26 protein-coding genes are annotated in these 25,287 nt (G+C 43.1%); 12 read left to right on the top strand and 14 right to left on the bottom strand.

The features are described 5' to 3' along the window. Positions 1-31: 31 nt before the first annotated feature. The 3 genes from C4F40_RS09495 to C4F40_RS09485 all read right to left on the bottom strand — a co-directional run bounded on the left by C4F40_RS09495 (position 32) and on the right by C4F40_RS09485 (position 1,323). Entirely contained in the window at positions 32-271 is a 240-nt protein-coding gene (locus C4F40_RS09495) for a hypothetical protein (RefSeq protein WP_196939083.1), read from the bottom strand. A gap of 128 nt (positions 272-399) precedes the next feature. Further along, positions 400-939, bottom strand: a complete 540-nt coding sequence (locus C4F40_RS09490) for a cyclic nucleotide-binding domain-containing protein (RefSeq protein ID WP_196939082.1) — start codon at positions 937-939, stop codon at positions 400-402. Between the two features lie 9 nt (positions 940-948). After that, positions 949-1,323 (bottom strand): hypothetical protein, encoded by a 375-nt coding sequence (locus C4F40_RS09485; protein ID WP_196939081.1) that lies wholly within the window; start codon positions 1,321-1,323, stop codon positions 949-951. 176 nt (positions 1,324-1,499) lie between these two features. On the opposite strand from C4F40_RS09485, the gene C4F40_RS09480 reads away from it, so the two are divergent. Further along, a complete protein-coding gene (locus C4F40_RS09480; protein ID WP_196939080.1) occupies positions 1,500-2,411 on the top strand; it encodes a hypothetical protein in 912 nt (303 codons plus the stop codon). A gap of 99 nt (positions 2,412-2,510) precedes the next feature. On the opposite strand, the gene C4F40_RS09475 is transcribed toward C4F40_RS09480, so the two are convergent. Then, on the bottom strand, positions 2,511-2,708 hold the full coding sequence (locus C4F40_RS09475) for a hypothetical protein (protein WP_196939079.1): 198 nt from the start codon (positions 2,706-2,708) through the stop codon (positions 2,511-2,513). A 372-nt stretch (positions 2,709-3,080) separates the two neighbouring features. Between C4F40_RS09475 and C4F40_RS09470 the strand changes: the two genes are divergently transcribed. The 4 genes from C4F40_RS09470 to C4F40_RS09455 all read left to right on the top strand — a co-directional run bounded on the left by C4F40_RS09470 (position 3,081) and on the right by C4F40_RS09455 (position 5,104). Continuing rightward, a complete protein-coding gene (locus C4F40_RS09470) occupies positions 3,081-3,842 on the top strand; it encodes a hypothetical protein (protein WP_196939078.1) in 762 nt (253 codons plus the stop codon). 323 nt (positions 3,843-4,165) lie between these two features. Beyond that, positions 4,166-4,603, top strand: coding sequence for a DUF5675 family protein (locus tag C4F40_RS09465; protein ID WP_196939077.1), 438 nt, complete (start codon positions 4,166-4,168; stop codon positions 4,601-4,603). A 2-nt stretch (positions 4,604-4,605) separates the two neighbouring features. Continuing rightward, positions 4,606-4,944 carry a hypothetical protein gene (locus C4F40_RS09460; RefSeq protein WP_196939076.1) on the top strand — a complete coding sequence of 113 codons (339 nt, stop codon included), beginning with the start codon at positions 4,606-4,608 and terminating at the stop codon, positions 4,942-4,944. After that, on the top strand, positions 4,928-5,104 hold the full coding sequence (locus C4F40_RS09455) for a hypothetical protein (protein ID WP_196939075.1): 177 nt from the start codon (positions 4,928-4,930) through the stop codon (positions 5,102-5,104). Before C4F40_RS09460 ends, C4F40_RS09455 begins: the two co-directional genes overlap by 17 nt. 59 nt (positions 5,105-5,163) lie before the next feature. Here C4F40_RS09455 and C4F40_RS09450 read toward each other — a convergent pair whose 3' ends face one another. From C4F40_RS09450 to C4F40_RS09430, 5 genes are all read right to left on the bottom strand, one after another. Beyond that, positions 5,164-6,786 carry an IPT/TIG domain-containing protein gene (locus C4F40_RS09450; RefSeq protein ID WP_196939074.1) on the bottom strand — a complete coding sequence of 541 codons (1,623 nt, stop codon included), beginning with the start codon at positions 6,784-6,786 and terminating at the stop codon, positions 5,164-5,166. A gap of 71 nt (positions 6,787-6,857) precedes the next feature. After that, entirely contained in the window at positions 6,858-8,570 is a 1,713-nt protein-coding gene (locus C4F40_RS09445; RefSeq protein WP_196939073.1) for a hypothetical protein, read from the bottom strand. Between the two features lie 5 nt (positions 8,571-8,575). Then, positions 8,576-10,279, bottom strand: coding sequence for a hypothetical protein (locus C4F40_RS09440; RefSeq protein WP_196939072.1), 1,704 nt, complete (start codon positions 10,277-10,279; stop codon positions 8,576-8,578). A gap of 481 nt (positions 10,280-10,760) precedes the next feature. Then, positions 10,761-11,420, bottom strand: coding sequence for a hypothetical protein (locus tag C4F40_RS09435; RefSeq protein ID WP_196939071.1), 660 nt, complete (start codon positions 11,418-11,420; stop codon positions 10,761-10,763). 11 nt (positions 11,421-11,431) lie between these two features. After that, positions 11,432-12,040, bottom strand: a complete 609-nt coding sequence (locus C4F40_RS09430; RefSeq protein ID WP_196939070.1) for a hypothetical protein — start codon at positions 12,038-12,040, stop codon at positions 11,432-11,434. A 127-nt stretch (positions 12,041-12,167) separates the two neighbouring features. Between C4F40_RS09430 and C4F40_RS09425 the strand changes: the two genes are divergently transcribed. From C4F40_RS09425 to C4F40_RS09415, 3 genes are read left to right on the top strand one after another with little or no spacing between them, the layout of a single operon-like run. Continuing rightward, positions 12,168-12,488, top strand: a complete 321-nt coding sequence (locus C4F40_RS09425) for a DUF4870 domain-containing protein (RefSeq protein WP_196939069.1) — start codon at positions 12,168-12,170, stop codon at positions 12,486-12,488. A gap of 12 nt (positions 12,489-12,500) precedes the next feature. After that, positions 12,501-12,911 (top strand): DUF6157 family protein, encoded by a 411-nt coding sequence (locus C4F40_RS09420; RefSeq protein ID WP_196939068.1) that lies wholly within the window; start codon positions 12,501-12,503, stop codon positions 12,909-12,911. Positions 12,912-12,942: 31 nt separating this feature from the next. Continuing rightward, positions 12,943-13,599 carry a M949_RS01915 family surface polysaccharide biosynthesis protein gene (locus tag C4F40_RS09415; RefSeq protein ID WP_196939067.1) on the top strand — a complete coding sequence of 219 codons (657 nt, stop codon included), beginning with the start codon at positions 12,943-12,945 and terminating at the stop codon, positions 13,597-13,599. A gap of 186 nt (positions 13,600-13,785) precedes the next feature. Here C4F40_RS09415 and C4F40_RS09410 read toward each other — a convergent pair whose 3' ends face one another. The 3 genes from C4F40_RS09410 to C4F40_RS09400 all read right to left on the bottom strand — a co-directional run bounded on the left by C4F40_RS09410 (position 13,786) and on the right by C4F40_RS09400 (position 18,930). After that, positions 13,786-14,925 carry a WG repeat-containing protein gene (locus C4F40_RS09410; protein ID WP_196939066.1) on the bottom strand — a complete coding sequence of 380 codons (1,140 nt, stop codon included), beginning with the start codon at positions 14,923-14,925 and terminating at the stop codon, positions 13,786-13,788. A 329-nt stretch (positions 14,926-15,254) separates the two neighbouring features. Next, positions 15,255-16,532, bottom strand: a complete 1,278-nt coding sequence (locus C4F40_RS09405) for a DUF4374 domain-containing protein (protein ID WP_196939065.1) — start codon at positions 16,530-16,532, stop codon at positions 15,255-15,257. Between the two features lie 22 nt (positions 16,533-16,554). Beyond that, the gene (locus C4F40_RS09400) at positions 16,555-18,930 is read right to left on the bottom strand and encodes a TonB-dependent receptor (RefSeq protein WP_196939064.1); all 2,376 of its coding nucleotides are present in this window, start codon (positions 18,928-18,930) and stop codon (positions 16,555-16,557) included. 151 nt (positions 18,931-19,081) lie between these two features. Between C4F40_RS09400 and C4F40_RS09395 the strand changes: the two genes are divergently transcribed. Further along, positions 19,082-20,071 carry a helix-turn-helix transcriptional regulator gene (locus tag C4F40_RS09395; protein ID WP_196939063.1) on the top strand — a complete coding sequence of 330 codons (990 nt, stop codon included), beginning with the start codon at positions 19,082-19,084 and terminating at the stop codon, positions 20,069-20,071. Between the two features lie 10 nt (positions 20,072-20,081). Here C4F40_RS09395 and C4F40_RS09390 read toward each other — a convergent pair whose 3' ends face one another. Then, positions 20,082-21,659, bottom strand: coding sequence for a PepSY-associated TM helix domain-containing protein (locus C4F40_RS09390; RefSeq protein ID WP_196939062.1), 1,578 nt, complete (start codon positions 21,657-21,659; stop codon positions 20,082-20,084). Beyond that, complete coding sequence (locus C4F40_RS09385) at positions 21,656-21,946, bottom strand: hypothetical protein (RefSeq protein WP_196939061.1); 291 nt, start codon at positions 21,944-21,946, stop codon at positions 21,656-21,658. The genes C4F40_RS09390 and C4F40_RS09385 overlap by 4 nt, the downstream gene beginning before the upstream one ends. A 528-nt stretch (positions 21,947-22,474) precedes the next feature. Between C4F40_RS09385 and C4F40_RS09380 the strand changes: the two genes are divergently transcribed. From C4F40_RS09380 to C4F40_RS09370, 3 genes are all read left to right on the top strand, one after another. Then, on the top strand, positions 22,475-23,467 hold the full coding sequence (locus C4F40_RS09380) for an alpha/beta fold hydrolase (protein ID WP_196939060.1): 993 nt from the start codon (positions 22,475-22,477) through the stop codon (positions 23,465-23,467). Between the two features lie 143 nt (positions 23,468-23,610). Next, a complete protein-coding gene (locus tag C4F40_RS09375) occupies positions 23,611-24,180 on the top strand; it encodes an RNA polymerase sigma factor (RefSeq protein ID WP_196939059.1) in 570 nt (189 codons plus the stop codon). Between the two features lie 61 nt (positions 24,181-24,241). Beyond that, positions 24,242-25,183, top strand: coding sequence for a FecR family protein (locus C4F40_RS09370; RefSeq protein WP_196939058.1), 942 nt, complete (start codon positions 24,242-24,244; stop codon positions 25,181-25,183). The last annotated feature ends 104 nt before the right edge of the window (positions 25,184-25,287 follow it).

Here is a 25,287-nt window from a genome sequence, read left to right as displayed (position 1 = left end):
GTGCCTCCGGCTTCCGGGGGCATTGCTTTTTTTATAGCAAGCGGTCTTGAATATTTTCCCCGCCCCGCCCGCGGGGGAAGAGCGCAAACTTACGCCAACGCCATAGCGCAGGGCCTGTGCAAAAAGCAAGCTCATTAAAACTGCTATCCGCTAGCGCTTGCCTGTCTCTCATAGAGAAGTAGCTCATCGGCAAGAGGCCGATGTTGGAGCTATCATCTGGTGTTGGTAGCTGCTGCGGTAGAAATCTTAAACTGTTGCTTCGTGCGTTCATGTCTGTACTTCGGTTATTTCTTTCTTTTTCTATTGGCTAAATTACGGGCGATGGCGTATCATCCTTTTACAAAATCGTAGGACTCAAACTACAATTTTGTAGTAGTTGATTGAATGCACCCTGCCTGCTCATAGCGAACTGTAGTAATTGGGCGTCATCTTTAAATATGAAGCGATATCCTTGTTCGGTACGCGATTTACGATTTTCCGGTTATGACGGATGAAATGTTGTTTGCGTTCGCTGGCACCCAGGTTTAATAACTCGTTGCGCGCTAAGCGTTGCATGGCCCAAAACAGTAACAGTTTTTGATATGCCGCCAGCAGTCCTGGATTTTGTGCGAGTATACTCGTCAAATCTTCGGCATGAATCGTTACCAGAGTAGTCGGTTCGAGTGTCAGCAGTTCGTAACTCAGCCCTGCTGAATGGAAGATCCCGAAATCATGATCTGCTATGAAATGGGTTACGTCATCGTGCTCTGTATGCTGTTTCTTCACTAAACCGGTATCGACGAAGAAATGCGCGTCCTCATATAATGACAAATTTCTGTTGTTCCCTATCTTTCTCACGGCTGTTCGCTCACGGAGCTGCCGTTCGAGTGTTTCAGATATATCTATATACGATCGCAGTGTTTGGATTAAACTGTTTTTTGCATCTGTGTTTTGGACCATACTATTTGCTTAACTAATGTAGTAATCAATGCTGCCCGCTATGTCGCTTGCTTGCTCAGGTTCCGAGACGGTCGTAACATTTTGTTCTTTTCGGATGAACTTGATGGTACGGGCACTGATATCTCCTTTGGTAAGCGTCACATCTAACCGGTTTCGAAAAGCAAATGCCAGGTCATTGCCATTCGATTCGGCAAATGCTGGTCCCAAGGATTTGAGGTAGATCACCTGCTCTTCGGTTAAATAAAAATTCAGGACGATCCAGGCAACAAAGTCGCTGGATACCGATACCGCTTCGGCCTCGATTGCTGCATCAGGTTTTGCATAAAGATCTTTCATTTTCGCGTCCACGCCTTGCGTGTCGAACGAATACATTACATTGCTCATTGTTTAAATTGTTATAGTATTAAATGATTAAATAATTTAAATCGAATTCTAAAGTAGAAAAAACCCGATTTTATTCGTAAGTTCGTGATTGCTTATGGCGACATTTTAGACGCAAAGGCGATATTCTGGACAGTTACTATACTGACCTACTACATGCTCAACCCAAATTTATACTTATGCAGAACCTGTACAACCGACGAAAAGCCGTCATATTTTCATGCCGCACCGGCGTTGCCATTTTAGCCGCTCACATCGTGCTTTCTTATGGTGAACCGGAAGGATTTTTTGAGATATTTGGCGTCGACGGATTTCCAATACAATTTTTTTTACACCTCGTGGGCTTCTTTTTACTGTTCTGGGCAACAGGCGCATTGCTACGCTATAAAAAGCCTAGGCTATCGCAATTTAGCTCGAGTAAATCTGTATTAGCCTTGTTTATTCTGAAGGGCCTTGTCGTCCCCACATTCGCTTCCATACTATTTGGATGGCTTTATTTCGTCAGCCACCAACGGGCGTTTTCGCTCAGCGGATATATAAAACTTGTTCTGCCGATCGTGATAGGCGCACTGCTGATCGTATTGCTTGTGGAAGTGGTATTATACACTTTAGAAGCCGCCGTGGTAATCTTTAGAGCCTACAGGATACGGCTGCTGCGTGCGCAGTCCATGCAGCTTAAAATCTATGTCCAATCGGAAGAAGAACAGAAAGAAGACTTGCCTGCTTCTACGTTGGTGAAAGCCTATCGCAACAGGACAGAATACGAACTGGTACTCAACGATTTTTATCTCTTTGATATGGTCGGGAAGCGCGTAAAGGGATATGATAAAAGTGCGGATGATTATAATTTTGAATTTAGAGCACTCAAAGATGTCAAAGAAAGGTTGATCAATGATCCTCGCTTTTTTTGTACCTCGTCCTTTATCGTGCGGTACAATATCATAGACCGAGTAGAAAAAGGTGAAAGCCGTACGCGGCTTATTTATCTTCACGCTCCATTTTCGGGAAACTTGAAACTGAATAAAACCTACGTGAAAAAATTTCTGGACTGGTACAATGCTCGTCCAAGCGAAATTAGGGGAGATAGGTAGGATACGGTGATGATGTAAACAATCCTTCGGATATTGATATAAAATGTAGAAAAAGAAAAATAACCAAAGTTGGATGTCGACATCAGGTATACATTGAGCTTACCTTTTTAGGCACTTAGCCCGGATGATCTCCATATCAATACCCGTGTAATCCGAAAACTCTTCGAGCGTAAGGTACTGTTGGGCATCTTTTCCATACGCATCTTTCATCGTACGAAGGATCCGTACGGACTGTTTGTAACTCTTCCCCAAGAGGACACTGATGTCTTTTGCATAAATGCAAACGCGTTCATTCATAATGATCTGTTTTTGACTAATGGTTAATATTTACGATGTGTTTTTTTGTTGTTTCCATATAGGTTCAATAGTGATAAAGCGTGTTTAAAGTACTTTTTTCCATCTTCATTTCTAATACTATATCTATACTTAGCGTATACTTAACGAATACGGAGCGAGTACTAGGCGAATAACTGCAGATTGTTTATAATAAGTTATGCCTTTTTTGTTAACCTAAAGTTACAAACCATTTATTGATATTCCGAAGGACATTTGACCCCATTTGACCCCATATGGATACATCCGACCCTATTTATACCCAAAAGGGGACATTTGGGACAGCGCCTACTTTTTGATACCACACCTTTGTGATGTCATTTACGATATAATATCATGGCAAGACAAGAAAGTTTAATCAAGTTGAACGGTAAGATCGGGGATCTTTCCTTCTACAAAGACAAACGCGGTTATCAGGCTCGTATGAAGACCGGGCCTACCAAAGATCAGATCAACAACGATCCGCGTTTCCAACGAACCAAAGAAAACGGCCAGGAGTTCGGCCGTGCCGCAAATGGTTCCAAACAGTTTCGTAACCAGCTTCGCGAGTTGCTGGCACAGGGTGCTGACCCGCAGTTTAGCCGAAGGCTTACTGGCCGCATGCACCGCGTCTTAAAATTGGATGATGAAAATGCGCGGGGCGAGCGGAAGGTACTGGTTGCCAATCTACCGCAGCTGGTGGGGGTAGAGTGCAACCTCAGAGCACAGCTAGGCGAAGTCTTTTTTATGAAAGCGCGGCCGGTCTACGACCGAAGCAGTGGTGAGGGCATTTTCGAACTGCCCGAAATGACTGCGAAAAAAGTGATCAAAGCTTTAGAAGGCGCTACCCACGTACAGATCCAGCTTGTCGCGGCAGAATTCGATGCGCAGAATCCCGATGCGGATGAGATATCCATCGCACGGTCAACCTACCTGGACATCGGAAAAAGCGAAGTATCCGCAGCCGAAACGCTTAGCGTACAGCTATTGCCGCAGGCAGAAAGTGGGGTAATCCTATTGATGGGGATCAGCTATTTGCAACATGTAAATGGAGGGTACTATCCGCTTTCAAACGGTATGTACAATGCATTAACGGTTGTGCAGGTGGATGTGCCGTAGTGATCGGTGACCGGTGACTAGTGATTGGTGACTAGGGGTTAGGTGGAAGGAGTTAGAGGTCGGGAGATGTTTCTTCTCGTCTTTGCGAGGAGGAACGACGAAGCAATCTTTTTATGGATTGCTTCACTCCACCTCATATCCCCAAGCTTCGGTTCGCAATGACGACAGGTTTGATGTCCGTCATCGCGAGGAGGAACGACGCGGCGATCTTTATAGATTGCTTCACTCCACGACATATCCCCAAGCTTCGGTTCGCAATGACGGTTTAGGTCTTAATACCCACTGCTTAATACTCACTACTTAATACTCAATACTCAATACTAATGAATACAGCAACACTCTATCTCCGACGGAAATACGGAGAGAAGGGAACAAACGGAACCATCACCTATAAAGGTGAACATATTTGTCATACCATAGAACTACCGGATCGGAACAACCTGCGGCGGCTGAGCTGCATACTGGAAGGACGGTACAAACTAGAGAAAAAAATCTACCCGAAGAACGGGGAGCAGATCGGCATCCCGAATGTACTCGGCCGCGAAGCAATCCTGATCCATGCGGCTAATAATGCCGAGCGTGATCTGCGCGGCTGCATCGCTCCGGTTACGACGCTCACCGGGGAAGGCACAGGCGACCACAGCCGTAAAGCGTTGGAAAAGCTCAAAGCACTGGTGTACAGCCTCTGGGATATGGAAGCAGAAGTGTTTTTGGTAATAGGCGAATACGCAGATAGGCAAATTCGCGAATCCGCAAAGTAGAAATGAAAAACATTATAAACAAAATAAGCCAAGCGGTACAGGTGGTACTGCTGGCTCCAATCAAATTGCCGGGAAAGGCATTGAACATTCTAAAATACGTAGCCGTCGGGCTGGGCGTTATTGAATCGGTACTGGGTAAGGGGGACCAGGAATCGGGGATCGGGAAGCAGGGGTCGGGAACCGGGGATCAGGGATCGGATGACGGGAAACAGGAAGCAGGAATCCGGGATCAGAAGAATAGCGAAGAAGGCAAGGTCATCATCGGTTATATTGATGACGACGAACAAGCGGAGGTTGATATTGCAGAAAGAAAGGAGGGAGGTGATGAGGCCACTGAATAATGTACAGGCAGGTACCCTAGGTGGAACGCTGTGTTCCATCTGGAATAGTTTCGACTGGTCTAATATGTTGCATACCGCGCTAATGGCCGCTATCGGAGCTGCGGTAAGTTACCTAGTGAGTCGCCTGTTGCAGGGCAGACGGCGACGGCGGCGGTACTAAAACAAACTCCCGGGGCGTAATGCCTCGGGAGTTTAATATATCTTCTTACTAATCTCGATTTACTTCACTTCGATGTAATCCTCCGATTGGATGATATCGTCGTTAATTTCTATCGTTAGGCGTGCTTTCCCTTTCTGAAATCCGGAAGGAATTAGAAACTTAAAGCCATCGGCCGTTTTATTAACGACATTGATATAATGCCCGCCGAGGGTATAGGAAGAACCTGTATTTAAACCTCGGCCAGTAACGGTAATGACGTCTCCTGCGTATGCTACCAAAGGACTAACACTAGTTATGGTACTTTTCTCAACGAATACGGTAAACGGGCTTGTTGAGAAATGGCTATCCCAGCTCTCGTGACGATAGCTTATCTTAACCTCGTTTTTTCCGCTTTTGAGATTGGGTACTTCAAAACTGATTTCGCCATTTTGTGGAATGATATTATAGATGGTGTGGCCTCCTATATGAACTTCATAGATCTTGCCATTAATAAAACTACCTTTTATCTGTATTGTGCTGCCCACGTGCGCATTAACTTGACTCGGGCCGCTCAACTTGAGCGCCTTAACTTCTATTTTTTCGGTACTGACAATTCCATTGTAAAAAGGACTAATAATTTCCACAGCGTGATGACCATCCGCTACTTGGGGAACTATTATATCCAGGTTATATGGAAACGGATTTATTGCTTGTGTAAGCGGAGCACCGCCGACCTTAAAGCTGGTGCTACCGTAATTGAAAAACTTAGCGAATTCTAAACCTTGTAACCGTAGTTGACTACCTGGATGTACTACTTTTTCATTGAATCGTATGTCATTCTTATTAGGGATAATTAGCTGGATAGGTTCGGGAAAAATGATCTCATCCCTGCCGTTGGAATACCCGATCTTTAAGTTGTTGCCTTTGAGCCCCTCTATACTTGTTAACCGAAGCGGATTTTGGTATCTGATTTTTTGGTCCCCGATGATAAGCATAAGATCGGCCGGAATTTCGTATATATTGGGTAGGTTGTTGCCCTTTAATGGGATGGCATCAGATAGGTGTAATTGCGATCGTTCTAGCGGACTGATTGTGGCTAATATCTTCACACGACAAAGTGCGATCGTGCTGAATTCATTGCCACCTTCTGTTGTACGCTTAGATAGATTGAAATTCAATATAGAACCATGTGGGATGGTTGTCTTTGGGACAACAAAAGATAGGGATTTTTTATCACCGCTCAATGTAAAAGGTGTCGTGGCGCTTGTATTCCAATCTGTGATGATGAACTTTTCGTCGATCCCTTCAAAATTACCTGTTATCGTGATCGTCTCTCCAGCCGTAGCGCTTAGATCATTTTGTGGATTAACTTGAACATTGTTCCACTTAAAGCTAATTAGCCCACTTCGGTAAAAGCTTTTTTCGCTCTGAACATAAAAGGCAACCATATAATTTTTGCCAATTTCGAACGGCAACGAGGGCGTATAGTTGTAGCTGATCTTTCCTATCTCAACTTTACCACCAATGGACACTTGTTCTTCTTTCACATTCGGAAAAATTCCGGAGTACAAAATGATTCCATGTTCTTTAACTTCCTCGTTGTTTAAAGATGTTATTCGGCAGGAGAAACGCGCAGATTTTGCATCCAAGTGTTCAAGAATAGCTGCTTCGAGCACGATAGGCTTTGTTTCTTCTGCTTGCATGATATTTTCGACCTTGCGACACGAAGACAAAAACACGCATATAGACGGGATGATATACAGTAAGATTCGCATTAAAAAATTTCTAAATAGACTGGTGATAAAATTAATTCATTGTTACTTAATATGGAAAGTCGGGTGGTGCCACGCGGAATGTTGAAGGGGATGGCAAACCTCACTTCATCCGTACTTATAGTATAAGGGATGATCTCTCTGTCGCCGATATAGTATCGTTGTGCGTGTTTAATACCTTTTCCGGTTAACGTGATTATCTCTCCGGTGGTACCTCGTAATGGCGAGACGCCATCAAAGGTGATCGGTAGCACGTCGATGATCTGGACTTTATCAGCAAATCGTGTTTGATTACCACCGATATTGTAGCCAATTTTCCAGCTCGTACGGCTCCCCACATTAAAAGGGATCTCAACGGTAATCTCGTTGTTATTCGCTATGGCCCCCATCCGATAGTGTGGAATTTCTAACGGTTGTATGCCGTACTCCCTGCCATTGATAAAAGTGCCTTTAAACGTGATTTTGTCACCATAATGGACCTTTTGGTCTGGAAGTACATGCCAGTCGAATTCTTCTACTTCTAAGAAATATGGACTTTCTATTTCTCCCAATTTGTGGCTAAGCCCAATGGGATAATTTCCGTTTGGAACATCGCCAATTCGGAACGAGGGGGTGTTGCCCTGATTGTCGTCATAATATACGGCGTCGTGAGTGCCAATTTTTAGGATGGGCATACCCGCGTAGATGAAATAATTTAACATCATATCGCGCTGTACAAGGTGCAATTGTGAAAAGGGGTGTACTCTGTGTTCCCGGAGCTGTAACATCTCTGCTGTTGGAAGCAGAATTGTGATTGGGTCGGGAAATATGACGGAGTCACGGCCGTTGGCGTATCCAATACGGAAGCTCGACCCTTCGAGATCACCAATATCTGAGATCTTAATTTCAGATCGATAAGGAACAACTTTATCACCAATAATTAAACGCAGACTGCCATCGTAATTGTAAATTTCATTATTGTTGATGCCGCTGAAAACTAAGCTTTCATAGTAGTAGTAACTCTTTCGTATAGGGGGCGATACTTTTCCTAAGAGCTTGATTCGTACGAGATTTTGACTGAAAAATCTGCTGCTCTCATAATGGACAAGCACTGCCTGAACAATCTTATTGTGGGCGCTGTAATTGGCCGGTAGTGTAAAAGACAATGTGGTACGGGCATCATTTAATTTGATCGGTAACTGCCGCGTATTGATATCGAGTATCTGTACCTTATAGCTCTCATCTAGCATGCTAAAATCCCCGCTTAGGGTTACCGTCTCGCCAGAGCCGTAAGGCATCGTTTCTAAAATAGTTTTTAGGCCAGAATACGAAAAGGAATTGGTATAGCTTTTATAGTACCCCCTATTGGTTTTGATGTAAAAATAATACTCGTAATACAGACCAAGTTCTAATTTTTCTTTGGGTTTATAATCGTATGCTAAAAGACCGATCGAAGGGCTCTTACCTAAGCTAACGAGTTGTTCGGTATAATTGTAGCCCGACTTTTTGAACGAAAAGCCATAATCTATGACTTCCTCATCGTTAAGGTATTGGATGGTAACTTCTAGTTTAATCTGCTCTGAATTGATTACGTTGATCCCTTCAACAAAAAAGCTAATAGGGGTAACGTCTACGGTCGTTACAATGGTTTCTTCTTTGCATCCCTGAAAGAGAGTCAGTAACAATAGGGAGATTCCTATAAATGGTAACGGTTTGTATCTTCGAAAAATATTCATATTATTTAGGGATTGACAACTTCAAAGACTTCATCTACTTGCATCCAATGCGTAAATACACGGGCGCTGATTTTATACTTGCCGGGTTGTGCATACCGTGGAACTTCAATTTGCACCTCATCTCCTGATGGATTCATTCGATAAGCATATACAAAGGTGTCTCCAAAAAATACAGTTGCAAACGCAAGTGATTTTCCTTTTAACGTAATCATAGATCCAGGTTCTCCCTTATGGGGAGAAAATCCGGTATACTGCGCGGGAGCTACATCAATACTCAGCGTAGTGGGTACAATATGCTGTTCACTATTGTAGTTGCTGTAGCCGATAGACAATTTCTGCTTACCAGCGCTCAACAGCGGGATAGTAAAACGAATTTGCCCTTCTGTAGCTAGTATTCCATAGACTGTATTTTGTTCAAATACAGCGCTGTAGTACTTCCCGCTGATAAAATTGCCATAGACTATCACCTCGCTTCCCATGGCCGTATTTTGTTGATGTAGGCGGGTAGTTACTAGTTTTTCGACACCGAGCGTAGCTTGGCTGCTTACCGTATAGTTATTGCTCTTAATCGTCAATGGATATTTACCCTCCGCCATATCTCCGATAGAAAAACTCATTGTACCTTGGTTGTTACTTCCTACTTGTACTTCCTGCGAGCCAAATTGGTAGGTTACGCCACCGAAGATATCCTCTGTAGTTAGATTTTTGATTTGTGCAAATCCGTAAGGATGGATCCGGTTTTCTACAAATTCAATCTTCGTCGGATCTGGCCGTCGGATCTGCAATTTATTGGGGAAAATAACGGTGTCTCTACCGTTGTAATAACCCAAGCGATAACTGTCTCCTTCTGATGCATTGATGTGATCACGTATGAAAATATACGATTCATAACGTACCATCCTATTACCTACGATAACTTGAAAGGAAGGATAGGTAGGGCTATCAGCGCTTGGTTGTAGCTGTAAAAAACCTGCCCATGATAATGTGTAATTTGACGGTGGGTTTAACTTTCCGAGGATGTCGACTTCTATTAAATAATGCTTATGGGGATAGCTTCCGTTGTTTGTTATTGGTGTCAAATATAATGCAACTTTATTGGCGCTAATGCTCAGAGGTAAAGTGAGTTGTAGACTCGTGTTATTATCCGTGATATCGAATGGAACAGTTACACTGGAATTGGTATTGATGTCTATAACCAGGTTGTACTTGCCTTTAATATCCTCAAAACTACCTTTTAGAGTGATTTTTTCTCCGCCATAGACCTTGAATTCTTGGTTTGGATGTATAGAGAACGGATTAGCGTAGTCTTTGCTGTAATTCTGTATATTGCCTCGAGTGGTATCTTGTTCTGTTCGAAGGTAGTATGTATAGTTGATACCCCTATCGGCCGTAACTTTCCACTCGCCGGTAAGGGGAAAGCGTATCTTTCCAGGTTGTGCGTCTTTGCCGAGGGAGAAATTGTGCACGCCTCTTTTTCCACTAACATCATAGTATTCGACATCGAAGCCGTGATCAACAACTTTTGCTTGCGCATTGAGATAGGTTACCGCTGCAGTTAATACAACTTGTTCTGAATTTATAATTTCGACAGCTAGCGTTTCTACTTGCGTTGGCTTTTCGTCTTTATAGGGTATGGTTTCTTCTTGTTTACAACTATATTGAAAAAGGAATATAATTACAAAGCATAGAACAAGTGTTATTTTGTTCATAAAATTAAGCTAATAAGTTTGTGGTGTAAATATAAATAATTTATTGATATTTCGTTTTTTTACATTGAAATTGTTCTGATCGATGCTGCCGTTGGTTAGCTAGTAAGCCGGCTGTTAGCGGGGAAACGGCGACGCGGCAATCTTAGCGAGGTTAGTGATTGGTGACTAGTGGGCAGAACTGTTATCCTCGTCATTGCGAGGAGCATAGCGACGCGGCAATCTTAGAGGGTGCTGCATCTGGAATAGCTTCGATTGGTCTAATATGCTGCATACCGCGCTAATTGCCGCGATCGGTGCTGCGGCCAGTTACTTAGTAAGCCGGCTGTTGGAGGGCAAACGACGACGGCGGCGGTATATATTAAACTCTATTTACTGCTTGGTAATCCGCTCACTGGATTTCACCGTCCTGAACAGGATTTAGGCCGCTAAGTATGCCAAATCCCAAGTCTTCTACTCTCTTTGTAAGCGTAACATGTCGTTATTACTGAATAGGTTCAAGAAGTTTCAAGAGCTCGGTAATAACTGTCTTTTCGTCGGGAGGATTGGGAGCCAATGCAGCAATGTCATCACGCTGTACAGGGCCGTATGAGCCTGTTAAGGTGATGTTTTGATTCCGCATATTATTCATAACCTTGAGGATATGTATCTCGTAACGCCAATCTTCCTTTTTCTGATCTTGGTAGCGGATGGCAAATACATTTTGATAGGGGGGCTTGCCCAGCCGATCGTCTTGTATTTCGATAAACCCGTGGGCTTTTTTTAAAATTTCTTCTTTACTGTCTATACCCATTCCCGCCGAACAGCTTAGCACGCGATGCGCGGTTACTTGATCACTATTCTGATTCCATTCCCAGTTAAGGGTGTAATAATAGGTATACACCGGGATAGGATAACTGCCGACATTGGTAAATGATTCGCTGCTCAAACTATAATCCTGCATGAGCGATTCAATTAATCCATGTCCCTCAGTACCTTGCGTAATGTGTTTTAAACGAGCTCCCTGACCAGTAACGATATCTTCGTCAGCGCCTTGATCTTTTCCGCAGGAAATCGATAATAATAAACAGCCGGTGGTGATAAATGTAAGAACAAGTCGGAATAGCATAGGTGGTTTTTCAAGCAAAATCATTTGGGAATTCATTTATAGGTTTTTTATTCTTTATTTTCTTCCAATAACGCCAGCATGGCTGTTACAGCTACTTCATCCGCTACGGGAGGCGTTTGGAGACCGGTAAGGTGGACGGAGTGCATGGTGTGATTGCCGTCTTTGGCAATATGGGGCGTATACAATTCGATTAGCCATTGATCGTTATCATTTTCTTTTCCTTTTACCACATATACACCAGGGTAATTTCTTAACCGTTCAACATGTACAGCAGCCATATCCTTGTGTTCTTCTAAAAATGCTTGCAACGTAACGTCTGAATCGACAGGACCTCCGGCTTGCACGTGTAAACGGATGGTTTCTTTGTTACTGCTGCCCCCATTGTCCCTACTCATAAGCAGCGTGTAATAATAGATATAAGGGAACTTCGGGTACGGCCCCATATTGGTAATGCTGAGCGCTCCGAGGTCCCACCCGGACGTAAAGTTGCCAAGCGCTTCTACAACGGCTTCTTTCGTAGTAAGATGTTTTAACCGAAACGTGGACGACGTTTCATCAATTGTAAGGGGGTCTTTCTTATCCGAACATGAAAATAAAAGCAACGTGGATGATAAGAATAAGGTGATAATAAGTGTACGTGTAAAGCAGAATATCATATTTGTGTTTTTATGCAAAATCGGTATTTTCGAGTTTATTTTCGGTATAAAAAATGAAAATACTGGTTTTCGTGGATATATATTGTGCGGAAGAGATTACCTTTGTGTACACTAAAAGAATAATACAATGAGCAGTAAAACGATTTCTATGATTGCCTACATCACGATAATCGGTTGGTTGATTGCCTTTTTTCAGAGCCGCAACACACGGACCCCCTTGGTCAAGTTTCATCTGGAACAGGCATTGGGCGTATTTATATTCTCATTTTGTTGGTCCGTAATTTTACGTATTCTATTTTTCGTTATTCCACCTTTAGCACCGGTGGGTGGTATATTATCGTTCGTTCCACTTGTCTTTATCATATTAGGTATTATCAATGCATCAAAGGAACAGTTTACGCCGCTTCCTATTATTGGCAACCTAATTGCCGACAAGATTAAGCTTTAAGCAGATGCAGCTATGAAAGTCCACAGTACAAATTATTACAACACATTTATCGAGGTAGCGGAAGATACAAAAGCTACAGGCGGCACAGTACCTCCCGTAAAGGACAAGCGGACCGTAGCGGAAATGCAGTTCCAGCTGATCGATAAAAATCCCTATGTATTCACCTCGGACGATGTGCTCTTTAAGGTGTTTGCTGAAAGAAGCGAGTTGCGTGAAGACGAATACGAAGAGGCGAGAGCACATTTCTTCGCTAAAGGGCAGGCCTGCCTCCGGGCATCGCCACTGTCAAAAACGTACGGTTTCGGCATCCATGCAGACAAAGACGGCCGGATTGCCCTCGTCGGTATGGAGACTGAAGAATACCAACGCTTCCTGTCTGATAACAGCGTCAAGAAAGTGAAAGCGATGAAGTCGGCGCGGTAAGGCGGGTTGATTATTTAAAGATACATATACTATGGGCATAAGGAATATTACGTTTATCGTACTGCTTTCCCTAGGAGGCATTGCATATGGGCAGGATAGGGTAAACCCTGACACTTTCGCTGATTTTAAGGTATCGGTAGATTCCCTGGATCCAAGCCAATTCCACGATATAGAATACCGTGGTGAGTATGTGGAAGCCATCAGCTGGAAGGATAAAGCAGGGGAACATTATCTGCTGCTTACCGAAACGGGTGAAGAGGAATCAGACGAGGAGGGGTACCGCAATGCATTTGTATGGGGGCATCATTACCTCAAGACGGAAGCGGGATTAAAAAAAATATGGACATTTACCGATTTTGTCGACGACTGTCCGCTAGATATTGTGGCTGAATTTATAAAACCTGCTGTACGCATTACCGATCTGGACAAGGATGGCCATGCCGAAATATGGCTGGTTTATCAATTGGCCTGTAGTGGTGATATTAGCCCCTCGGAATTGCATATTGTGATGTATAAGGCACATAGCGATCGGTTGGAGATGAAAGGCGAACGCAGGCTGTTGCTACCCGATGGGGAAGAAATTGGAGGCATATATGTGCTCGATGCCGAATTTGAGGGGCTTCCGGAGATTTTTAGCCAATATGCTATTTGGTTGTGGGATCGCCATGTAACGGAAGATCCGCTTTAAATTTGCAACACGTATCCGTTTTCTTGCCGTATCATATCAATTTATCTTTCATTACAAAAGTAACATATCTTTTGTTTGAAACAAAAGATATCTTTCGTTTCATTTGGAAGATATATTTTGTTCGGCATTTTATATAGCTGTGCAATTCATATTGTTCTGACAATGTGTTTTTGATCCGTTGCATACCTACGGTATCGAGACACTTATAAGTTTGTAGCCATCATCTGTTCTCAAAAATTCAAAGTGATCCTGTTGTAAGTCCGTTTTAATGTTATACGAGATTACGATCTGTTTTACGGGATACTTCCAAGTTAGGGGGTCACCACAGTTGTTATAGAATTTGGTAAAAAAATCCGATTCATAACTGTAGGAGCGAATCCCGTCGGTGAAAATATGATAATCAGGTTTGTCATCCTTCAGCGACATTAATTTTGATTGAATGAGATCAAAGTTGCGGTCTATAAAAAGTCGTTTTTCTTGGGTAATCCAACCCGTATCTTTTTTCCAAAAGCTGATCGAATCATGTGCACTATTCTGCAGGTTTTCTTTTGTAAAGTTGGACAATAAATCGTTTTTGAACCAAGCTTTAAATTCGCTATCAAAGTCAACGAAGACGTAATACTTATTATTGGTCGCTTTGAAGCTTTTTCGTGTGGTATCGCGACTTGCTTTGTTCGATATTGCTAAGGAATAGAAATTTAAGTCATCGTCGCGTTTGAAATTTTCAATCAGTATATGGCCGTTCGTATCGATCAGGAACTCTTTGCCACCTTCCCAACTGTAATGCTCTCTTCCCATGTAATATTTTTTCTCGGCACCCTTCAACGCCATGATCATTCCATTTCTAGCCTGTGTTAAATCATTATACTCGGCAGGAATAACCACGTCACCATTTCTATTTAATAAGCCTACTTTGTCAGTCGTATGATTCTTGAAGCGGATAAAGCCCTCATGCTCACAATCTGGGGTATTGTCGAAAAAATATAGACTATCCCGGCCAAATTGTTTTCCGGTTTTGGTCAAATAATAACTTGACCACTTATTATCTACTTCTTCGGTGACGGCTGTGATATGATCCAATACATAAAGGTATGATACGCCGACAAATTTAGGCTCGACCATGATATTTCCGGCGGCATCTTTAAAACCAAATTGAGTACTATCCGCATTCCAGTATGTAAACCAGCGGCCCGTAGTTGAAGCGCCAATGTCCCCCAGATCTTTCTGCTGTCCATCAGTAGATCTGGGATTGCTGCAGCTCAGCCATACTGTCGGCAAAATGGCCAGTAGGAAAAGGTGTATGGATTTATTTAAGAATGTACACATGTATATATCAGTTATGCCTAACCAAATCTACCTAATTTAATACTAAAACAAGACACAGTTGCAAGGCAAAGAATGGCTCTAGCTTCTTTTAAAAATCCCGTTTCATAAAAGAAAAATACGAAAATAGGTACGACTTTTTGTGGTAGTGCTACACTTTTATGTAGGAGTTTTGAATTTCATGCGCTAAATGATCCATGAAAAATTGAAGGTAACGCGTGATATACACGCCTCGATAGCATTTTTATAATGTCAACGAAATTTAGTCTTTATTCCGTTATCTCAAAAAATAACGGAATAAGGACTAAACCGAGGTATAGGAACGCTTATTTCTATTTTCGAATAGGAGCCCAGTTTACCGATGAGATAATATTTGCACTCATCAGATCAGTGGTGGGTGCAAATTGCAGACCTATAGTGGCCGTTGCGGTCTCCGCATCGAATTTATACACACCAGAAATAATGGTTGTACCATCTGAAGTTCCTGTAATGCCTACATATCCGGTTTTTCCATCCAATGGCGCGTAATTGGTGCTGTATTGTGATACATTGACTACCTGTGCTGGAAGTCCCGTTACCCATTTGAAGGACTTGTCGTTTACATTAACAATTGCAAATTTATTGGGGTTGGTGGCATATGTGCTAAATGTTTGGGATAGCATTAACAAAAAGTTTCCTTTACCGAGGTAGAGCTTTCGAAACAAGAAGTGCCCCTCGGATGCCGCCGTAATATCGAAGAAGTATGACTTGTCATATTCGGTTGTTCCTTTTTTTATTTTCATAAATCCTGCAGGTTTTGTAGAGCGTGCAGCACCATCGGCACCAAGTGAGGTAGCCATAACGTAAACATCTCCATTTTCATCGACGTCTAGACCATTGCCAAAATAAGAACCGATAAATCCTGTACGGTTGTCACGAATGATTTTTTCTAATTGCATACCAGGATAACTATACACGGCTATCCATGAGCTATCACGGTAGCTGGTCGCAAATGAGCGTCCGGTCTTCATGCTTAAAAAAGGAGCAAATACCTTGTCGCCCACTTGTGTGATACCTGTAAAGAGTGCCATTTCGCCATTTCCGGATAGTTTGTTGGTGTTGATTTCGCCTTGTCCTACGATTTGCATCGTATTGGTATTCGCGCGATACCATTGCGAGTAGTCTTGAGCAGGTTCCCAGGCATTTTTGATCATGAGCACATCTTCTCCAACGGTACCCCGAGCGGTCATCGTTTCCGATTGGAAATTTGATAGTTTGTGGAGAACCCCTTGGGCATTAAAATTATATACGGTAACGGCGCCGGCGCCCGTCTGGCCAAATAGAAAGCTGAAAAATTTGCCGTTCGCAGTCAGGTAATTGCGGTTGCTGCCATCTTGCTCTAAGCCATTGTTTTCGGTTGCTATTGTTCCTTCGTCCAAGGTACTGCTCGTGTAGAGTATGTCTGCTCCTCCAAAAATAGTAGACCTGTAGGGGAGCGCGGCAACGATAAAATTGCCTTCTTCTGGGATCTCGACAATAGGTTCTTCGATTGTCGGTGTGTCTTTTTTGTCACAGGCTCCAAAAACAAGAAGACCTGCAGTAGCACAAAGAATGAGATGATTTACTTTCATTTTTTTTTATTTGAGTGATAAATTAGTTTTTAATGAAATACCTCAACTTGAGGTAGAAGGCTCTTCCCGGTTTTTGTAGACTAAAATTGTCATACAATATCTGGTCGCTGATATTCTTGCCTTCGAGACCTACATTGTAGCGCCCATTGGCCAGCGTGTAGACAATATTCAAATCATGTGCGAGTTGTTGTGGGATGACGTGTTTCGAATCGTCGCGTCCAGAATCGGCCCAATACAGATAGAAATCTTTGACATATAGCATATTGTAAGAGATCGTCAACTGATCGGCTGGCCTAAAGAGGTTTTTGAGAAATAGCGATGCATCTGCATGGCCAAAGAGGTAGGGTATATTGGGTAATCTAAATTTGTAATCCTTACTTTCAAAACGGACACCTCCGAACTCAATATAGCGTTGCATGTTGCGGATATTTTGATAGGTCAGGTTGATGCCCGCAGCAAAAGTTTGCTTATAGGAGTAACGTATTGACGATTCGAATCCCATATTGGATACGCCTTCAAGATTCTTTGCGGTCGTCCGGTTTTGGATGTTGTTAAATGTGTAATAGATGTAATTTTTGGCGTGGTAGTAGATAGCAGCTCCACTGAAAAAAATGCGATTCGCGTTGATAGGAAGGGTATAGTCTAGTCCAAGATTAAAATTGTCGCTGCGCTCGGGCTTAATGGCCCAGTTTCCCTCCTTATTGATCACATCCCCAAAGAGATCTTCGCTCTCGGGCAGCCTATTTGTTTTTTCGTACGAAGCCTTCAATTGTAGTTGGGATGTGATAAAGTAGGTGGTAGCAAGGCCGTATCCAAAGTTGCTCCGGTTAAAATCTACAGAATGATATAGTGTATCCCCTGTGTTTGCTGGATCTAGTTCGAGCAACGTTGTTCTTGCATTTTGCTGGTTGTACTTTCCAAAAAGCGTCGTGCTCCATTTTGTTGAAGGACTATATTGATAACTTAATGCGGTAATGTTTTTTTCTGTTTTCTGTGGGATGCGGTATTGCTGTTCGTGGGGAGCAATATCGTTGAATCCTTTTCTGTCGAAATGGTTGTAAACATGGTTAAATGCGAAGAAATGATCATCCCTAGCATAGGTAACTGTTGCCGATGCATTGGCCGCATTATTTCTATAGATATAGTGATTGTACTGTAGTTCGCCACCATTGCCACGTAAACGGATCGAGTCTGCCATCCACCCGTAGCGTGCGTGCACGGTGTCTATGCTTTGATCTCTTCCGAAGTTGTAGTTAGCGTTTGCACGGATCGTCAGTCCTTTTACAAAAGCATCCTTCTTTTGGTATTGAAGCGCGGGCATCTGCATATTACCGCGGGTGTGCCAAGCTCCATATACGGTTACCATCCTGGCACCGGTCTGTATTTCTTTATAATATTGACCCAATGTAAAGCTCGCGATCAATTGATCGGCCCAGGGTCTATCTACAAATCCCAGTTTGACGATCGCCGTCTCATTACGGTATTGATCGTGGAAGCGTTTTACGCGACTGTTGGGGAAATATTGTCCCGTTCGTATATCCGAAGCATCAACGGTGACAGGATAGTTGTTGTCGGCGTAATTCTGGAAGGCACTGAGCTGTACCGTAAATCCATTTTTAAAAGTTTTGCCCGCATTGATGCTGCTACGGTGTGTGTTGAAAGAACCAAAAGAATAGGCGACATCTAGATAGTCACGCCATTGTCTGCCACTAATGATATTGACCGCACCGCCCAGTACATCGCTGCCCAGCCATATAGGCACCACACCTTTATATACTTCAATGCGTTCGGCCAGATTGATAGGGATATTGTTGATCTGAAAAGCGGGGCCAAAATGCTCCATGGGTACGCCATCCAAGAAAAACCGGATTCGCTTTCCTGAAAAACCATGTATAGAAAATTCGTAGTCTGAACCGACTCCGCCCGACTCACGTAATCGGACTCCCGGTACGCGATCCAGCACATGCGCGATGTCCGTGGTTGTATTGTGTAGTTTGGTCGCGTCTATTGCTGTAATGTTGTACGCCTGCCGGTTTGCCAGTTGCGTTGGCGAAAAACCAAAAATCGTTACTTCGTCAATCTGAGACGTGTCCTTTAGCAAGGTAAAATGCAACTTATCGGACTGCGTTGCGGTGTTGATCACGTTGACTTGACTATCGTATCCGATTTTGCTGACCTGAATCGAGTACGTCCCTGATGGTATGTTGGAAAAGGAAAATTGTCCAGTCTTATTGCTATTTGCAACGAGGGATAGCTCCTGGATGTGCACCGATACATGATCAATAGGCCGATTGTCGATATCTGATACGATGCCAGATACAATTGACGTCGTCTGAGCAGACAATATGCTGCAGTATCCCCAGATCAATAGTATAGAGATTATTCTGATAGACGACATGTGTTTTATAATCTGTGACAATAGTTTTTATTTATAATAATTATAAATTACATTTGTGGTGCAAATGTATTTATTCCGACACGCTGGGTGTTATGAATTTGGACGTATTTATTATGATTGCAGAAGTTTATATCAGAGTTAACCACGTATTATGGGTATTCAGTTAGTAGCTGACGATTTGAATGATTTTATGTCTGTCGAGGAGCTGCCTGGCTCGTCGTTGGATGAGATACGAGCGAGTCGTTTTAATCTCAAGTTGCCGAAGGGAGATATTACTTTTGATGAGTATGTACTTCGCAAGGAGATGTCGATCGTCAATGCCAACTATGCCATGCAGGAGGATGTCAATATAAATGGAAGAGGTGATAATGCGTTGCTGGAGATACAAATAAACTTATCGGATAAAGACATCTTCTATACAGGGAAAGCGAATAAGGGACAAACGACAGCAGCAAAGTCAGCGAACATCAAATTTTTGTCTGCTGATGAGAATCAAGCGAATATCCTGTTCCAAAAGGATACAGCCTACCAAACATTTGATATACATTTGCCGGTTACACTCTTGGATCGCTATGCCGGCGAATCGAGGTTGATGGATGATTTTATCGAAAGCATCCATCGGGGAATCAGTACATCGCTCGTCCCGCATCAGTTGCGTATTTGTCCCAATATTTACCATATCATTCAGGATATCAAAAACTGTACATTTGATGGTCTAACGCGAAAGATATACTTAGAGTCAAAGGCTTTTGAACTGATCGCACTCTTATATGAACAGTCCGAAAATAAGTCGGAATACATACCATTATCTGTTGCTGATCAGCAAAAGATACACCTTGCCGCTGATACGATTCGTACGAATCTGGAAAGGCCGCTCACTATCCTGGAACTTTCCCGTTTTGTGGGGATTAACCAAACTAAGCTAAAAAATGGATTTAAGCTGGTTTATGGAAATACTATTTTCGAGTACTTGCAGGATATTAGAATGCATCAGGCAAAAAAATACCTGTTGGATACCACGCTCTCCGTACAGGAAATAGCATTGCTGGTGGGATATCAGAATACATCAAATTTTAGTGCCGCTTTCAAGAAGACGCAAGGCTATTCTCCCATGAAGCTGCGAGAAAAGCAGGGGGCATAGACCTTTTGTATTAGCCCCGTATTCTCACGGCCTTCTTGCCGGGCATCGCATAAGCAATAAGTAGGACGAATACCCCCGTGATCAACCACGTGATATCCGTAAGGAATACGTAGCGAAGGCTTGTGGCCGTTTTCCAGAGCCAGTCTCCTGTCGCTATACCATTGGCCAGTGGGACAGCACAAGAGAAAATCCCTCCTGTAACAAGGCAAAATTGTGTAATCTTTTTTTCTGTTGGCAACATATAGGCTATCGCCGAAAGGAGCAGCCAGCTTCCAAAGAAAATAATATTGACAATATCGACTCGACCTGTAAACGGGGCAACCACTTGCTCGCTGATAAACAGTAAAGCTGTAGCAGGGAACAGACTGAAACAGATACTGAGATAGATTTTGGTCACACGATGGTGAAACCTACGTTGCTGGTCTGTGTACGAAGCTTTATTGCGTGCTTCTTTCCACATCAATACGCCGCTAATAATGACGAAGCAGGTGAAAATTGATAGCACAAAGTATAATGCTTTGGTCAGCCAACCTCCATAGTTTCCGAAGTGTATCGCGTTGATACCCTGTAGGATAGATTGTGTGTAGCTCTTTTGTCCTGGCTCAATGCGCATTTTATATTCGCCTGAATGCAGATCTAGTACTACTGTTCCATTTTTGTTGTAGGCCAGGTCGTCTATCAGTTCGGCTCCTAGTACGGCATTGTCATGCCCATTATTGATGATGTCAATGTGGGCGATACGATATGTCTTATAATCCTGCTGGATAACTGCTAAGCCTTCTGCTACTGACATATGCGCAACAGGTGCTTGTTGATGATCTCCCTTGTCGTCATGATGATCATGAAATTCCTCCGTGGGGTAGAGCTGCGTAATGAGTTTGTGGTCGTCACCGTCGAATAGAACCAATACGGTAGGCGCAAGGACCAGGAGACTGAGCATATAGAATGCTCCGGTGATCGCGTACATCATTTGAAACGGAAGACCGATCACGCCAAATGCGGTATGGGCATTGGTCCAAAATTGTTTGCTTACTTTCTTGAACGAAAATGCATAAAACTTAGCTACTATATTTTTCCAGTGTATCAGCAAACCCGTAACTACGGCAAACGCGAAAAACAGCGATACGAGGCCGGCAATATAACGACCGATATATAGCGGGATCTGATCGAGGTAGTGTAAGCGGTACAGGGTCTCGCCCGTCGTAGACCATTCTCCTGAAGCTGTCTCCGTGAGCTGGTCGTTGTGCGCATTATATAGGAACGTCAAAAAGCGGGCACCTGTAGAGTCTTCTACGGGAACGTAGAGTGTATAGACTGGACGGGTGGTGGTGGGCATTACTGCCCGTATCTCGTGGCTTTCACTGGCTCCGTATTGTATGGAATCCATACGTGCAATCTGTCGTTCGTAGTCTAAAGTAGTGACAGCTGTAACCCGCGCCTGTGGATTTTCCCACTGATAGATTTCGTGCTTATAGAGTGATACCGCACCAGCAAAGAATATGATAAACAGCACAAAACTGATCACGATACCGCTCACGGTATGTGTATGAAATAAAATATTGTATGCTCTAGGTCCTAATCCTTTCATAATGGCCCTCCTCCGTAAAAAGCGATCAAGCCAAATAGCAATGTAAAACCGATATAGATACCCCAGATCTTCCAGCCATTCTTGGACAAAAATGAGATAATCATAAAGACTGCCCAAAGCAGGAACATAGTCAGCGTACCAGTGATCAACAGATTCATCCCGAAATAGGGTATGCGTGCCGCAGCAAGATGTATAGCGCCTGAGAGAAGATATCCGCCAAGTATGGCCGCACTGACTTTGAGTATGCGTTGTCCCGGCGAGCTGAGGTATTTTGTATTTGCAGGCATAATTTTTAAAAACCAGAGATTAATCCGACTAAAAGGATAAGATGAAATATGCCGCATGCGGCTAGTCGGATCTTATTATTACAATTTAGTATGAATAGCAGGCAAGATGCGGTCGCCATATATATGCAGAGGGCTGTAAGTAGGCCTATCGTCCAGCCTTTGTTCACTATAAATACGATACTGCCGATAATAAGGAACGATATACCCAGCCACCGACTTTTTAGAAAGCCGAATAACGCCAATTCTCTAGGCCAGTATTTTGACGAACGGTAGCCGGCTAAGATTGCGATAAAATAGATATATATGCCTAGTATAGTCATCGTTTGCTGTTTGGCCAAAGCTATCTTTTTCAGATCACACACATTTATGGATATGGAAATTTTTATTATGAATACAGAAGTTTTTTGCTGCAGGTAAGCCATCTGTCCCTATATTTATGCTAGTTTTATTTTTTGTTGGTTCTACTGTAATGGCAGTTGATACCGGGGCTGCTGGTTTTTACAACGAAGGGCATGTTTTCTATTGCGTATGATTGATTTTTTGTTGAGTATGTTGAAGTGGTCTGGTATAATAATAGTAGCGCTTATCCTTATCGGCGTACTGATTGAACAGTTTTGCCGATGGAGACTGGAGCGATTGATGGATAGAGATCTGACCTACATTGAGCGGAATGGACATGCCATCCATTATGTCAAAAAGGGGCAAGGAAAGGGGACTGTCGTTTTTCTTTCGGGCATGGGAAGTAGTCATGCTATTTGGCATGATATTCAAGATCGTGTTGCGGAATCTGCTGTGACCTTATCCTATGACCGCAGTGGTATTCAGTTTAGTGATGGTGCGAAGGAACGGGTTACTAATCTTCAAGTCTCAAATGAATTACATGATTTGTTGGAAAAGATAGATTGTCCGAAGCCGTTCATCTTAGTCGCACACTCTATGGCAGCGATATATATGCGGCCTTTTGTTGCGCAGCATAGAGACGATATTGCTGGAATTTTGTTGGTTGAAGGTGCGCACCCTTTACAGAAGATCCATGCTTCGGCCCAGTTGAAAACTTTATTGCGTACGCCTTCACCTTGGTTAATTCGTTTTGCGGTGCACTCGGGACTTTACCGATGCATGTTCTCCTTCCTTCCCATCTCGCAGGAGATTCCCTTTGGTCATCCTTTGCATGTGAGGGAACGAGACTTTTTCTACCGATCTGTGGAGACCACATTGGATGAACTCCAGCAGGATAGCTTTAATTTTAAGGATGCGTTGCAGCGGCCGGATTTTGGAGATATTCCATTGATGGTGTTAGCGGGCACATCGGATATACGTTACGCCGGGATTAAGGACAAACAGCTCGCAGCAGAGTATAAAAGGTGGGTTATCGAACATCAATATGCTCAGCTGGCCCTATCAACGGATAGCCGCTTTATAGAAGCGAGTAAGAGTGGACATCTCGTCCAGATCCATGATGCTGATTTGATTATTAATTGTGTAGAGAGCCTATTACCTTTTAGGGGCGAATCAAAATAACTGCAACTGGCGAGTTTAACAACCTGAAGCTTGCTTGTTGGTTAGATAGGAAAAGGGACCGATAAATAGGCGGTTGTCCTCTGTAGTATTTTTTATTTGGATTAATTCCAAATAAAACTTAGGTTTGCGGAAACAGTTCGAAAATGCGGACAGCTAAAACTTCTAAATCAAGTACCGAACAGCATATTATCAGCAGGTTTGTCGATGGTGATAGAGATGCTTTTGCACTGCTATTTAACCGATACTGGAAGACAGTGTATAGCGTTTGCTTTAAATACACAAGATGCCATTCGGATGCGGAAGACGTGAGCCAGGAGGTTTTTAAGGCCATTTGGGAGAAAAGAGATGTACTAGACATTCATACCAATTTTGAACACTATCTTATTCGCAGCGCTAAAAACCGTATCCTAAATTATTTTAGGGCTAGACAGACCAAGCAGCATCATGAAAATAATGTAGCAAACACCAAAGACCAATCTGAACCGATGCTTGGCATAGACTTTCTCCTGCAGGCGGAAAAACATCATCAGGAACTTATTTCACTTCTTTCGCCCAAATGCAGGGAAATATATGAACTGAAATATCATGGGGCCCTTACCAACCAATCCGTCGCTGACCAGATGGGAATTAGCGTGAAGACCGTAGAATACCATTTGCAGCAGGCCAAAAAAGCCATTCGAAGTGCACTGATCAGAAAAACAGAATTTTTATAAAATAGTTTTTAGGGTTCTTTCTTGTGGATGTGTCTACCTCTGTATAAAAGCATAGATATACATGAACGAAAAGCAAGTGACTCCAGCGCTCTTGAAGCGATACGTAGACGGTAGCTGCGATGCTTCGGAATGCCAGGTGGTGGAAGAATGGCTGCAAAATGGAGCGCCTGATGCAGAACACTCCGAAGCATTTTACGCAGTAGATCAGGAGGCATTGAGGGACCGTTTATGGGATGCGATTGCGCCAGTTGAAAAGGTGGAGAGGAGACCCCGAATTTGGTGGTGGGCTGCCGCTGCTATTATGGTATCTGCTTTTTCGATCTGGTTCTTAACACCAGATGCAAATTCCGTACATGAGATGAAGCATAGCATGCAAACTTTCGAAGCAAAACCTGGACAACGGCTTACGGCTACACTCCCCGATGGAAGTACGGTCCGGTTAAACGCGGGTACACGGATATGGTATAATTTACCCTTCGATGAACGTACGCTGGTGATTGAAGGGGAGGGGTTGTTTGATATTGTGCACGATCCTGCACACCCTTTTACGGTGAAGACATCCAAGGGAAAGGTGAGGGTGTTAGGGACTTCCTTTGCCGTAAAATCTTATCGGGAATCGGAAGCAACAGAAATCTCGGTACTGCGGGGGCTTGTTGCCTGCTCTACAAAAAAGGCTGATTTTTCGGTGAGGTTACAAAAAGGGGAATCTGTACGCTTCAATTCGAAAGCAATGGACAACAAATCCACTATAGCTGATGAGGATATAGCTCCCTGGACTAAGGATATACTTGCTTTTAAAGGGCAAACATTTTCTGAAGTGATAGGTGAACTCGAAAGATGGTTCGGAGTGAGGGTGCACCTGGACTCGCCAACGGAAAATCTAGGCGGGGCCTTTAGGGCTAAATTTATAAATCCTACGCTTAAAGATGTGATGCAAAGTCTATGCTTTAGCCTCGATCTGAAATATAAGATAACGAAGAATGATATATATATCTATAATTAAAAGAATAATGCACAACGAATTTAACCCAATATTTTTCATTAAATAAAATAGTAAAGATGCCCCCTTAAGTATAATATAAAGAAACAAAAAGATCCGGCACCCCA

Source organism: Sphingobacterium pedocola (genome assembly GCF_015209965.1).
Lineage (GTDB): Bacteria > Bacteroidota > Bacteroidia > Sphingobacteriales > Sphingobacteriaceae > Sphingobacterium > Sphingobacterium pedocola.
Note: the sequence above shows the minus strand (reverse complement) of the source record. Positions and strands in the feature narration are given on the sequence as shown.